Annotated in this window: 8 protein-coding genes and 1 pseudogene; 4 read left to right on the plus strand and 5 right to left on the minus strand. The window is 70.2% G+C overall.

Going from position 1 to position 12,621, the window contains the following annotated elements; genetic code table 11:
* Window positions 1-29 precede the first annotated feature (29 nt).
* Genes CW362_RS00705 through CW362_RS00710 form a run of 3 tightly spaced genes read left to right on the plus strand, consistent with a single transcriptional unit; the run spans window position 30 to window position 5,607 of the window.
* Entirely contained in the window at window positions 30-689 is a 660-nt protein-coding gene (locus tag CW362_RS00705; RefSeq protein ID WP_162683922.1) for a 4'-phosphopantetheinyl transferase family protein, read from the plus strand.
* Complete coding sequence (locus CW362_RS43150; RefSeq protein ID WP_162683923.1) at window positions 689-1,660, plus strand: hypothetical protein; 972 nt, start codon at window positions 689-691, stop codon at window positions 1,658-1,660. The genes CW362_RS00705 and CW362_RS43150 overlap by 1 nt, the downstream gene beginning before the upstream one ends.
* The gene (locus tag CW362_RS00710) at window positions 1,657-5,607 is read left to right on the plus strand and encodes a non-ribosomal peptide synthetase (protein WP_162683924.1); all 3,951 of its coding nucleotides are present in this window, start codon (window positions 1,657-1,659) and stop codon (window positions 5,605-5,607) included. The genes CW362_RS43150 and CW362_RS00710 overlap by 4 nt, the downstream gene beginning before the upstream one ends.
* A 454-nt stretch (window positions 5,608-6,061) precedes the next feature.
* Here the strand turns inward: CW362_RS00710 and CW362_RS44275 are convergent.
* Both CW362_RS44275 and CW362_RS00720 read right to left on the minus strand, forming a co-directional pair.
* Window positions 6,062-6,199 (minus strand): annotated as a pseudogene (locus CW362_RS44275) (IS5/IS1182 family transposase); the annotation flags it as partial.
* Window positions 6,200-6,205: 6 nt separating this feature from the next.
* Window positions 6,206-6,700: a DUF4188 domain-containing protein gene (locus CW362_RS00720; RefSeq protein ID WP_103547260.1), complete on the minus strand. Its 495-nt coding sequence runs from the start codon at window positions 6,698-6,700 to the stop codon at window positions 6,206-6,208.
* A 97-nt stretch (window positions 6,701-6,797) separates the two neighbouring features.
* Here CW362_RS00720 and CW362_RS00725 point away from each other — a divergent pair, with 97 nt between their 5' ends.
* A complete protein-coding gene (locus CW362_RS00725) occupies window positions 6,798-7,433 on the plus strand; it encodes a MerR family transcriptional regulator (protein ID WP_103547261.1) in 636 nt (211 codons plus the stop codon).
* Between the two features lie 230 nt (window positions 7,434-7,663).
* Here the strand turns inward: CW362_RS00725 and CW362_RS00730 are convergent, their stop codons facing one another.
* The 3 genes from CW362_RS00730 to CW362_RS00740 all read right to left on the minus strand — a co-directional run bounded on the left by CW362_RS00730 (window position 7,664) and on the right by CW362_RS00740 (window position 12,527).
* Window positions 7,664-9,580 carry a glycoside hydrolase family 5 protein gene (locus tag CW362_RS00730; protein WP_103547262.1) on the minus strand — a complete coding sequence of 639 codons (1,917 nt, stop codon included), beginning with the start codon at window positions 9,578-9,580 and terminating at the stop codon, window positions 7,664-7,666.
* Window positions 9,581-9,795: 215 nt separating this feature from the next.
* Window positions 9,796-11,442: a peptidoglycan-binding protein gene (locus CW362_RS00735; RefSeq protein WP_103547263.1), complete on the minus strand. Its 1,647-nt coding sequence runs from the start codon at window positions 11,440-11,442 to the stop codon at window positions 9,796-9,798.
* 758 nt (window positions 11,443-12,200) lie between these two features.
* The gene (locus CW362_RS00740; RefSeq protein ID WP_240657589.1) at window positions 12,201-12,527 is read right to left on the minus strand and encodes an HflX-like GTP-binding protein; all 327 of its coding nucleotides are present in this window, start codon (window positions 12,525-12,527) and stop codon (window positions 12,201-12,203) included.
* Window positions 12,528-12,621 lie beyond the last annotated feature (94 nt).

The raw sequence follows: 12,621 nt of genomic DNA on the forward strand, positions 1-12,621 counted from the left end.
CGCTGATGATGGTCGAGGAGAGCCGCGGCGTGCTCCGCGGAATCGGCTCGTACGACACACGGCTGACTCTCCAGGAACAAGCCCGCGCCGCTCTCCTCACCGACGCGGACCGGCTCGACTACGTGGCGGCTCACCTTCTGGTACGGATCTGCGCGGCCCGGCTCGCCCGGGTACCGCCCGGGTCTCTCGTGATCGAACAGCGGTGTCCCGGATGCGGCGCCACGGACCACGGAAAGCCGTACGTCAGGGACCATCCCGGTCTGTCGGTGAGCCTTTCGCACACCAGGGGCACGGTCGCGGCGGCCGCCGGGCGTTCGGCCGTGGGCGTCGATGTGGAGACCACGGCCGGCTTCGTCTTCGACCCACGCCTCGCCGAACGGGTCCTCGGCCCCGCGGGGGCCGCCGCCGTCCGCACGGCGGCAGATCCCGCACTCGCCCTCCTTCGCCGCTGGGTTCGCAAGGAAGCGCTGGTGAAGGCGGGACACGGGTCCCTGTTCGGGCCCACGACAGCAGAATCCGGCACAGCGGGATCCGGCACCGACGACGCCCGGTGGCAGGTGCGCGGGTGGACCGCCCGGGACTCGGGTGCCGTCGCCGCCGCGGTTTCGCAGGAGCCGCTCACTCTTCTCCGTTCGGGGGGCCGGCCGTACGGACCGCCGACCCCCGACGACAGGCCAGGAAGGCCCTGATGAACAGCCATATCATCGAGCAGTACCCCGAATTCGCCGTGAACTGCTTCACCGGCAGTTTCAGCGCCCTGGCCGGAATGAAGGGCCGCGGCATTACCGAACAGAGCCTGTTCGAGCAGGGCGACGCGTATCTCTTCCAGGCCGGTCTCGACGAATCGGGCTATCCCGAGTACATCTTCCCGGTCGAGGAGGCCGGCGTCCTGGGTATGCGCCGCATGGGGTTCGGACTCGAGGCCGTACCCATTTCGTACGGAGATGTGGGAGCCCAGCTGAAGGACCTGGTCGACCGGTTCGGCGGGGCGGTCGTCTGGGTCAACACCTCCCACCTGGGCTACGCCGAGGTCTACGGGCGTACCAGCCCCTACCTTCACTCCATCGTGATCGATGAGGTTGCCGAAGACGTCTCCGACCTGCGTGTCTTCGACTGCATGGTGGTCGACACGGAGCGTTTCAGCTGCCGGGCCCGGCTGGACTTCGCCGAATTCGAGAAGGCCATCAGCGACCGGATCCAAAGCGACGCGCACGACTGCATGGGCTTCTTCTACGTCGTCACCGGGGCGGACGAGTCCAAGGGGCCGGACGTACTCGCGAGCAGCCTTCGCGAGCAGGCTCGCCGCTTCGCGACGGAGGACCGGTTCCGCGATGCCGTCAAGGACTACCAGCGGCTCTGTGTGGAGTGCTTCGACGACCCCGGCCGCAGCACCGAATTCGGTGCCAGGCGCCTCTTCATCCACAGTACGGTCCTCTATTCCGTGCCCAGTCTGACCTTGCTGGGCCGCTCCCTGGAGGCGGCCGGGGCGTCCGACGAGGCGAAGGCGCTCTGCGAGGAGGCGATCCGGCACTGGCGGGCCCTGGGCGTTCTCGCCCTGCGGTACGAGGCGACCGGCTCCGGCGCCGTCATGGAACGCCTGAACCAGCGGTTCGCCGTGCTCGACGACGTCACCGCCCGTCTCTGGGGAGAACTCGCGTGAACACCACCGCGAACACCGTGCCGGGCACCTCGGCACAGGAGCGGCTGCCGCTGCTGCCCGCGCAGGAGGGCCTCTGGCTCATCGAGGGGTCCGGGCCGACCGCCCACAACGTCTCTTTCGCCCTCCACCTCGACGGCCTCCTGGACCGCCGCCGTCTGACGTGGGCGCTGCGAGAGCTGACCGGCCGGCATGCCGCACTGCGCGCCCGCCTGGTGCAGGAGTCCGGAACACCCGTCCAACTCACCTCGCCCACCGTGCCGTTGGAGATCGCCGAGGTCGAGGTGCCCACGGCGGCGGAAGCGGCCCTCGACCGGCTGATCGCGGTGGAGCAGGAGCAGCCGTTCCGGCTCGACGAGGGACCATTGTTCCGTGCGACGCTCTACCGCTCGGCGGAGCAGCGCCATGTACTGCTCTTCGTCATGCACCACATCGTCTCGGACGGCGCCTCCTGCGACATCCTGGTCCGCGATCTCACCGCCCTGTACGAAGCAGGTCCTGACGGGGCCCCGGTTCCCTCGCCCGGCCTGAGCTACACCGAGTACGTCCTCCAGGAGCGGGAGAGGTGTGACGGGCCTCGTGCACAACGGTCCCTGGCGTACTGGCTGGAGGAGTTCCGGACCGTTCCGCCGCCGCTGCAACTCCCCTTCATGCGTACACCACCACCGGACCGCGCCCGTCGGGCGGTCAGCCACCGCCGGGACATTCCGGCGGAACTCGCCGTACGACTGCGTGAGGTGGCCGGGGAGAACTCCGCGACCCTGTTCATGACCCTGGCCGCAGCCGCGTTCACCCTGCTGCACCGCTACACCGCCGAGACCGACCTCACCCTTGGTGTGCCGCTCTCCAGCCGCATGATGCCGGGCACCGACGAGGTGGTCGGGCTGCTGGTGAACACCCTGCCGGTGCGTGTGGGCATCGCACCGGACACTTCCTTCGACGGGCTGGTCCAGCAGGTCCGTTCCAAGGTCGTCAAGGCGCTGAGGCACCAGGGGACCTCGTTCGGACGGCTGGTCCAGGAGGTGAATCCGCCGCGCGTGGCCGACCGTCACCCGATGTTCCAGATGGTGATCAACCATTGGGAGCACGGCGAGAGCGGCACCGTCGCCGACGGCCTCACGATGCGCCGGCGCCCGCTGCCGAACCCCACGGCGGCGTTCGACGTCATGCTCAGCTTCGTCGAGGAGGCGGGCGCGGTTCGGACGTACTTCGAGTACGACAGTGACCTGTTCGACGCGGTCGCGGTGGAGCGGATGGCGGCGCACCTGGTGCGGCTGCTCGAGTGCGCGACCGCGACGCCGGACGCGGCGATCGGTGAACTGCCCCTGCTCACCGAAGAGGAAGAAGGGGAGTTCGAGCGCCGATGGCGCACCGCGGAACGCCCGTCGGCCGCGGGTACGCTCCCGGACCTGTTCCGGGCACAGGTCGCCCGTACCCCCGACGCGACGGCCGTGAGCATGGGCGACGAGACCCTCGGCTACGCGGAACTCGACTCCCTGGCGACCCGGTTGGCGCGACGGCTGACAGCCGAGGGTGTACGGGCCGAGACCCCGGTGGTCCTCTTCCTCGATCGCTCGGTCGACCTGGTGGCCGTCGTCCTCGGCGTGCTGATGGCGGGAGGCGCCTACGTCCCGCTTGACACCCGGTACCCGAAGTCCCGGGTCGAGACCATCCTGAGGACGTGCGAGCCTCCGCTCGTCATCACCGACCGCACCACCGATCACCTGGACCTCCCGCGGGTCAGCAAGGTGATCCAGCTGGCCGATCTGCTGGCGGGAACGACGAACGAGCCGGCCGCACCGGCCGGTGCGCAGCCGCCCGTCCACCCGGACGGGCTGGCCTACACCATGTTCACGTCCGGTTCCACCGGCACCCCCAAAGGTGTCGCCGTCACCCACCGCAACGTCGCCGAGCTGGCCACCGACTCGGCCTTCGCCGCCGGGGACCACCGCCGGGTTCTCCTGCACTCCTCGCTCGCCTTCGACGGATCGACGTACGAACTGTGGGTGCCGCTGCTCTCGGGCGGAGAGGTGGTCGTGGCGCCCCCGGGCGACCTGGACATCGACGTACTCGGCAAGGTGATCGGCGAGGGCCGGGTGACCGCCGCCTTCCTCACCACCTCACTGTTCAACCTCATCGCCGAGGAGGACAGCTCGACCCTCGCTCGGCTCAGCGAGATCTGGACGGGCGGCGAGGCGGCCTCTCCCGTCGCGATGCGGCAGGTCGCCGAGTTCTGCCCCGACACGGTCGTGAACAACGGGTACGGACCGACCGAGACCACCACGTTCGCCACCGGCCACCGCCTGCGGACCCCACACGACTACCGGAGCGCCATTCCCATCGGCACCCCGCTGGACCACACCCGTACCTACGTCCTGGACGACCGGCTGCGACCCGTGCCGACGGGTGTGACCGGTGAACTGTACGTAGCGGGCGCCGGGTTGGCCCGGGGGTACCTGGGGCGCCCCGGGCTGACCGCGGAGCGCTTCGTGGCCGATCCGCACGGTCCCGCCGGGTCACGGATGTACCGCACCGGAGACCTGGTGCGGTACAACGAGGACAACGAGCTCGAATTCGTCACCCGGGCCGACCAGCAGGTCAAGATCCGGGGATTCCGGATCGAGTTGGGGGAGGTCGAGGCAATCCTCCGCTCCGCTCCCGGTGTGGCCCAGGCCGCCGTCGTCGTACGGGAGGACCGGCCGGGTGACCGACGCCTGGTGGGCTATGTGGTCGGGGACGGGCCCTCCGTGTCCCCCGCCGCTCTGCGCCGCCACATGACGACCACGCTTCCGGAGTACATGCTCCCCACCGCGTTCGTCCTGGTGGATTCGCTCCCGCTGACGGCCAACGGCAAGCTCGACACCAAGGCGCTGCCCGCTCCTGCCGGCCTCACCGCACCGGAACAGGGCCGTCGGCCCCGCACACCGCAGGAGAAGCTGCTCTGCACGCTGTTCGCCGACTCGCTCGGGCTTCCGGCGGTCGGCATCGACGACGGGTTCTTCGAACTGGGCGGCCACTCCCTGCTCGGCATGCGGCTCGTCGTCGCGATCCGCGACGCACTCGGCGCCGACCTCTCGATAGGCGACCTGATCAAGGCACCCACGGTGGCGCTGCTCAGCGACTCCCTGGGCGCCGTGCAGGGCGGGGAGCAGCCGGACATCATGCTCCCGCTGCGCACCCGGGGCAGCAGGCCCCCGCTGTTCTGTGTGCATCCGGCCACCGGCATCGCCTGGTCCTACGCGGGCCTGACCCGCCACCTCGCCCCGGACCAGCCGCTGTACGCACTCCAGGCTCCCGGCCTGGCCGGGCGGCCGACGGCCGAGTCGATGACCGACCTGGCCGAGGAATACCTGGAGCACATCCGTCGCGTCCAGCCTGCCGGGCCGTACCACCTGCTCGGCTGGTCGTTCGGCGGAAACGTGGCGCACGCCCTTGCCACCCGACTGCAGGAGCAGGGCGAGGAGGTCGCCCTGCTCGCCCTGCTCGACTCCTACCCGCCCGAGTGGCAGGAGCTGGCGGACTCCCTCGACGAGCCGGACCTGCTGGCCGAATTGCTGACCAGCCTGGGCCTCGCACCGGCCGCCTTCGGTGACGGCACGCTGGGCCGCGCCCAGTTCGTCGAACGGCTCCAGGCGGCGGACAGCACGGTGTCGGGCTTCGCCCCCGAGGCCCTGACGGCACTGCCGGACATCTACACCCGCCACGTACACCTCCTGCGCGAGCCGGTGGCGGCCCGCTTCGACGGAGACATGCTCTTCTTCACGGCGGACCGCAGCCGCCCCGCCAACGGAGCCACCCATGCGGCCTGGTACCCGCACGTGACCGGCCGTCTGAGGAACACCGTGGTGGCCGCCCATCACGACGCCCTCATGGAACCGGCTTCCCTGGCGGAGATCGGCCCCGTTCTGGCAGCCGCCCTGAACGACCTGGCCGCCCGGACCTCCGGCTGACCCGCGGCCGTTCTTCGGCCGGCCTGCGGTCGAGGCGGACAGCCGGGCGCGGACACGCAGAAGAGCCCGCCGCGGAGCGGGCTCTTCGAAGTGTGCCGAACGTCGTTCGGCTCTGGCCCGTAGTCGGTGGTGACGCCGGGTATCTGTCAGGGCAGGAGGACGCGGTGGCGGAGAAGGTCGAATCCGGCGCGCCCGTGCGTCTGTCTCATGATCCTCTTGGTGAGAGCGGGGACCGTGAAAGGCCCTGACAGGAGCTGCTGATCATGTGCCTTTCGGCTTCGGTGGTCGTTGGTCCGGTCGTGGGCAAACGTCAGTCGAGGCCGTGGATCGTGTCGGATGAACTGTGATCGCTCGTCGAGCCGTTGCTGCCCGTGCCGGGTCCGCCCGGTCATCGCCGAACGAGACGTGGAACACGGCTCCGGCCCGGGCGTTCTCCGACGGGTGGCAGAACGCGCCATTCCAGCTTCTTGGCGGCCCGCAGCTTCCGCAGCGGCACCAGATGCAGCTGATCCCACACGCCGGCCTCGTTCCACGCGGCAAGACGACGCCAGCAGGTCGTCCCCGAGCCGAAGCCCAGCCCCTGCGACAGGTACTCCCGCTAAGAAGCCCCGCCGGCCAGTCGCTGTGCCGCCCGCTCCCCGCGCCGTTCCACGGGCTCGACCCCCCATGCCGCGCCCAGACCGGCCGGTGGCATGTCGACGTAGATCGACTCGTACGACCCCTCCGGGACGATGTACGTCTCGTGCCAGACCCCGACGCTGCCTTTGCTGCTCCGCAGACGGCGGTTGAACGCCGCCCACGCGGGACGGTGCTCCCCGGACTGGTCGGAGGCGTAGGCGAGCAGCTTCTCGCGCGACTCCCAGTACTGCGCGACGGTGAACACGCGCGGGCCGCCGCCCAGTCCCCGGTGGCCCAGGAACCCGCTGTCGCTGTTGCGCGAGAGTTCCTTGAGCATGCGCGGCATCGCCGTCAGGGCCGGCAGCCAGTGGCGGACCGCCCGCCAGCGGTTGATCCGCATGCCGATGAGGAAGACGACGACGTCGCCCTTGGCGGCGGCCGTGACCCGTCGCCCGGATGTCGGTGCATTACCCATGAGATTCCCCGTTCCCGTGTTGGATAGTGACACGATCCATGCTTGGATAGTGCCACTGTCCGATAGGGCGCGCAAGAGCGACGGAGGGTGCGAGGGCATGCGACTGGCGGAGCTGAGCGAGCGCAGCGGTGCGTCCACCGCCACGATCAAGTACTACCTGCGCGAAGGGCTGCTCCAGCCCGGACGTCGGATCTCCGCCACCCAGGCCGAGTACGGGGAGGAGCATCTGCGACGGCTGCGCCTGGTGCGCGCGCTGATCCAGATCGGCGGAGTCTCGGTGGCCGACGCGCGTGAGGTGATCGCCGCCGCGGAGGACGAGTCCCTGGACCACCATCTGCGGCTGGGCGCGGCGACCAGGGCGCTGCCCTGCGCCGAGAGACCCGACGAGGACGATCCGGCGGTGGCGACCGCCTGCCGCTCGGTGGAGGCGCTGCTGGAGCGGCTGGGCTGGTCCTGCGACCCCGGTGTGAACATGCTCAACCCCGCCCACCGGCGGCTCATCGACTCGGTCGCCGCGCTGGTCCGGCTCGGCTACCCCTGCGACACCGAGCAGTTGCTGCCGTACGGGCGGCTGGCGGCACAACTGGCGGTCACCGACCTGGACATGGTCGAGGAACAGCCGACTCCGGCCGGGCAGATCGAGGCGGCCGTCGCCCTCACGGTGCTGTACGAACCGGTGCTGCTGAGCCTGCGGCGCATGGCCCACGCGGAGGAGTCGGCCCGGCGGTTCTGAGACGCCCCCGCCCGGGTCCGGACCCCGCCCGTCCGTCCCATGGACCGACGCGCGGGGATGCGCGTGAACGCCACCGGAAACACCGCCGGGACCCGGTCGGCCCGTACGCGTGGGCTCGGTCTGCCGGGTCCCGGCGGTTTCGGTGCGGCCATACGTCCTTCACGGCACGGCGCGGCCCGGGCGTCGTCCGCCCCGGTGCGCGGACCGCGTCGGCGCCGGCCGGGTCGCGATCAGTTCAGTTTGCGGCACAGCAGGGCGGCCGGGCCCTGACTGGCGCCGAAGCGGGTCGTGAAGGCGATTCCGGCGGCGTACTCGTCATCGGCGCACTGGCCCTTGTAGTCGCCGTTCGCGAAGTCGCCCCCGGCCGCGCCGGGGGGCCGGTTGTCGGACCGGTCGAACCACACGGTTCTCCCGGCGCCCGCCAGCGAGCCGGCCGCCGGAACGCACAGGGCCGCCGACGTCCGTCCGCCCCGGCGGCTGTAGCCGATGAGGAAGTTCCCCGCGGGGCACTGCAACTTGGTGTACCCGGAGGCCCAGTCGCCGCCCGCCGGGACATGGCGCTCGTCGGTGACGACCGTCTGGGTGCCGGCGGAGGAGCGGAGGTCGCCGGTGGAGACGTCGGTGCACAGCGCGCGGACACCGCTGTGACCGAGACCGATCAGCCGCTCGCCGTCGGGACAGACGGCCTTGGACGCGCCCGGGTTCCAGTCACCGCCCGCGCGCACCCGGAGCGACTGCACGTAATCACCGTGATCGGTGGCGAGCATGCGCCAGCCGGGGACCTCGGGAACGGACCCGGTACGGGTCGGGGCGGTCATGAGCCGGTTCCACGCGGTGCCGCGCCAGTCGGACCCGTCGAGGATCCCGTACCGGTTGCCCGAGGTGTCGTAGCGCAGCAGCGACCAGTCGTCGTGACCCTCCCAGCCGACGAGCGGCCAGTAGGCGAAGTCGACGTCGTGGTCGGCGAAGTAGTCGGTGATGTTGCCGAACCAGGTCCGGGCGGCCGCGCCGGTCTCGCCGGAACCGATGCCGAACTCGCTGATCCACACGGGAGCGGTGAAGTGCTGGTTCGCTTCGGAGGAGACGAAGAAGGCCTGGTCATTCAGGACTTGGTAGAGCTGGTCGCGTGTGAGGTCCTGGTAGCGGGCGTCGTGGGTCTCGCCGATGCCGGTCGCCCCGCTGTGGTTGGGGCCGGTGTATCCGTAGAAGTGCGCGGAGTACACCAGCTTGTGGGCGGCGACGAGGGTGTGCGAGAGGTTGCGCGCCGGGGTGAGGGTGGGGCGGCCGTGCGCGAACCCGTCGACGGGCAGGCCGGTCCAGTTGATCCCCTCGATGACGATGAGGAGGTTGGAATTGGCCTCGGAGAGGATGCGGTCCGCGGCGAGCTGAGCGGCCGCGTACCAGTCGTGGGCGTCGCCCAGGCCCCAGTTGGGGTCGTCCAGGATGTCGCGGCGCACCTCGTTGTAGAGGTCGGCGCCCACCACCCGTGGGTCACCGGCGTAACGGCGGGCCATGAAGACCCAGTCGTCCGCCCACTGCTGGGTGGACTGACTGCTGTTCCAGCGCTCGTTGCCGTCGACGCCGCAGCACCAACGCGAGGTGTTGGTGTGGTTGTTGAGGATCACGGCGAACCCGCTCCGCGTGAGCGCCGAGACCACGGCGTCGTAGACCTGCAGGGGCGTTTTGCCGCGCAGCTCCGGGTTGGCCGTGACGGCGACGTCCGGCACCGGGGTCGTCGCGTGGATCATCTCGTTGGAGAAGGGCAGCCGGATGCTGTTGACGCCCAGCTCGTGGAAGTCGTCGAGCAGCCGGGGCAGTGAAACCCGGTCCAGGCCGAGGGGGATGCCGTAGGAGTTCTGGCCCGCGTGCTGGTTGGCCGGGTCGTCCTTGCTGCCGCTGCCCGTCCAGGAACCTTGCGCGCCGTCCCAGTTGGCCGACTTCAGCCGGAAACGGTTGCCGTCGGCGTCCACTATGTACCGTCCGCGGGTGGAGAGCGGCGCTTTCCACGTCTCGGCCGCGGCGGCGGGAACCGCCCGTGTGCCGTCCGCGGCCTTCGGAGCGGCCGCGACCGCTCCCGGGGCCGTGGCGAGCAGCAGGAGAGCCGCTGTCGCTAATGTCAGGTACTTGCCAAATTTGAGGGTGGGCATCGGACCTCTGTGAGGGGTGTCGGTACGCGGACGTGGGTGTCGGTGCCCGTCGGCGCCCGAGGAGCGGTGCCGGCCGCCGTGTTCCGGCGCGACGGGGCGAGTCGGGCTCGTGAGCCTAGCGGGAAGGCCCGCCCCGGGCGACGGTTCGGCCCGGGGGTGAGGCTCGGCACACAGGCCCCCCGGGCCCGGAGACGGCCGGCCGGTCACGCGGCCGGTCAGCGGACCCGGATGAACAGCACGTCGTACCCACTGTTCGTACTGCGGGACTTGACGTAGACGCCGTCCGACCCGCCGTCGGGGTTGCCGGTGTTGCCCTCGACGGTGGTGAAGGAGGAGCCGCCGCTCACCGTTCTGACGATGCCTATGTGCTCGTGCCCGCCGGTGTAGTCGTTGCCCCCGTTCCAGTCGAAGGCCACGATGTCGCCCGGCTGCGGATTCGTCGTCACCGAGAGATGGTAGTTGCCGGCCCGTGCCTGCTTGACCCAGCCCACGACGTACGAGTTGCGGTAGGAGCTGGCCCCGGTCTGCCTGGCCACCCAGCTCACGAACGTCGCGCACCAGGCGTAGTTGCTGGTGGACAGCGACAGGCCCACGGCCGATCCGTAGCTGTTCGCCCGGGCGCTCCCCTCGACCGTGCCGACCTCGGCCGCGGCCACGTCGAGGATCTTGCCGTACCCGCCGCCGGGCGCGGGCGAGGACGGCGGGGTGACCGCGCCGTACAGAGCGGCCTTGGTGTTCGGACCCACCCGGCCGTCGACCGACAGGCCCTTCTCGGCCTGGAAGTCCCGCACCGCGCTGTCGGTCAGCGGACCGAAGTCGCCGTCGACGGCGAGGTCGGCCCCGTGATGGTTGAGCAGGCTCTGTAGCTCGGTGACGCAGCCGCCGCGCCGGCCCTTCACGATGTCGGCCGGGCACGAGCCGGAGTTCAGGTTGATCGGCGCCGGTGCGCCACTGCCGCCGCCCGTGCTGATGTTCGAGTACAGCGCGGCCTTGGTGTTCTGCCCGACCTCGCCGTCGACGGAAAGGCCCGCCGAGGACTGGAACGACCTCACGGCGGCCAGGGTCAGGGGACCGAACTGGCCGTCCACGTCGAGGTGCTGCCCCTTGCCGTTGAGCAGGGCCTGCAGCGTCGCGACGCAACCGCCGCTCTGTCCCTCCACGATGTTCGACGGACAGGACGCCGATCGCAGGTCCAGGGCGGTGGACGGCGACTCGTCGGTGTCGTAGAGCTCCCGCTTGGTGTTCGCGCCGACCTGGCCGTCGGCGGAAAGGCCGTGCGTGGACTGGAAGTCACGGACCGCGCTGTCGGTCGCCGGTCCGAAATCGCCGTCCACGTCGATCGAGTAGCCGAAGTGGCGCAGCAGCCGCTGCAGTTCGGTGACGCAGCCGCCCCTGTTCCCACGGACGACGTTCGCCGGGCACGACGAGGAGTTGAGATTGACCGGCGCCGGGGCCGAACCACCGGTCGCGTACAGCTTGGCCTTGGTCCGGGGCCCCACCAGTCCGTCCACGGCGATCGCGGTGGAGGACTGGTACTCGCGCACCGCGTAGAGCGTCTTCGCCCCGAAGCTGCCGTCCACCGCCAGGCCGGCGCCGTGGGCGTTGAGCAGGTTCTGCAACTCCGTGACGCAGCCGCTCACCTGGCCCTGCTGGATCACACCGGGACAGGACGAGGAGGTCAGCCTGATCGCCGCGGGTGCCGCCGACGCCGGACCGGCCCCGGCCAGGGTGCCCGCCGAGAGGAGTGCCGTCGTAGCGGCGAAGACCCCGGCCCTGACCCTCCACCCCGGTCTCGCGCCCGTGGCGCCCCGATGCCCGATGAGTGCTTTGTCGGTGTCACCACGAAATGAAATCGTTCTCATGACTTCGAGACATCTCCTTCGCCGAATGCGCGGATCACCGTCGAACCGGTCGGCCGACCCGAAACCGCACACTGCCGTGACGTGTCGTTCATGGAAGGTCTCGCCCGCCCGGCAGACGCTCACCTCAGGCCGGTGGCCGGTAAATGGCGGAGAAATTGACATTTCGGCCAGGTGGGCACGATTGCCCACCAACGGCCTTACGCAGAAAGGGAGTTGAGGTCTTCGAAAATCATGATCGGGCTGTCTTTCCGCGCATGACGGTGACAGTTCACGCCCTCGCACACAATGTCAGATCACACAACTGGCTTGATTTAATCGCTGCCGACGGCCTGTAAAATCGCATGCGTGGCGGCTTCTTGGAATTCAGTCCTTTTCGGCGCTCTGTCTCGTTGAGCCGCTTCCGGCCCGGTGTGGGTCTCCGCCGTGAGCCGGTACAGCGGGAGTTCGCCGACGCGGGATCCACCAGGGCGTCGAGCGCGGGCGGACGCGGAACTCACGGGCGGCACCGGGCTCCGGCATCGAGTGCCGTGCCGGCTCAGCCGACGGCGCGGACGTCGGAAAGACTCATCACGGGACGGCCTAAGGGCTGTCCCGTAATCCCCGGTGGATCAGCGCGCGGCGTCAGATGCGGTGCATCGCAAGGCGGAGGGTCGTCCTCATACTGGGCGTATTCGGGCGATCCGACAACGCGGCGTGGGGGTACCCCCTGCTCGAAGAGCTTGGGGGAGCCGTAGCTGTCGTCGTGCGCCCGCCGGGGATTACGGGACAGCCCTTAGCGTCCCTGTCAGCACGTGCTGCTGCCGCCCCGTCAAGGAGGCGACGAAGACCACCAGGTCGGCATCGCCCCTTTCGCAGCTCTGAGCCACCTCACGGACCTTCCCGGAGCTCAGCAGCGTGCGCGACGAGTACGGCAGGGCCATCTTCCGGGCCCCGCCGTCCGAGACGCCACGCCGTTGCACGATCCGCCCGACGACCCGGGCGCCGCACGCCGTCAGCCGCAGCGCCGCCGCGTCCATGAGCGCGGCGAAGTCCTTCTCCTTGGCGGAGAAGAAGCCGACGAGCATGACGTCGGCGCCCGTCACCACGACGGGCACGATCCCGCGCCCGGAGGTCTCCGCTCTCCTGCGGCGGGCCGGGCGCCGGTCTCGTCCTCGGAACCGGTACACGCTCCAGAGGCCA

Origin of the sequence: Streptomyces populi (genome assembly GCF_002911015.1) — a bacterium.
Lineage (GTDB): Bacteria > Actinomycetota > Actinomycetes > Streptomycetales > Streptomycetaceae > Streptomyces > Streptomyces populi.

What these genes read in the sequence shown, in the direction of transcription:
- CW362_RS00730 (WP_103547262.1), bottom strand. Translation starts at nt 9,580, where the DNA reads ATGCCCACCCTCAAATTTGGCAAGTACCTGACATTAGCGACAGCGGCT.
- CW362_RS00725 (WP_103547261.1), top strand. Translation starts at nt 6,798, where the DNA reads ATGCGACTGGCGGAGCTGAGCGAGCGCAGCGGTGCGTCCACCGCCACG.
- CW362_RS00720 (WP_103547260.1), bottom strand. Translation starts at nt 6,700, where the DNA reads ATGGGTAATGCACCGACATCCGGGCGACGGGTCACGGCCGCCGCCAAG.
- CW362_RS00735 (WP_103547263.1), bottom strand. Translation starts at nt 11,442, where the DNA reads ATGAGAACGATTTCATTTCGTGGTGACACCGACAAAGCACTCATCGGG.
- CW362_RS43150 (WP_162683923.1), top strand. Translation starts at nt 689, where the DNA reads ATGAACAGCCATATCATCGAGCAGTACCCCGAATTCGCCGTGAACTGC.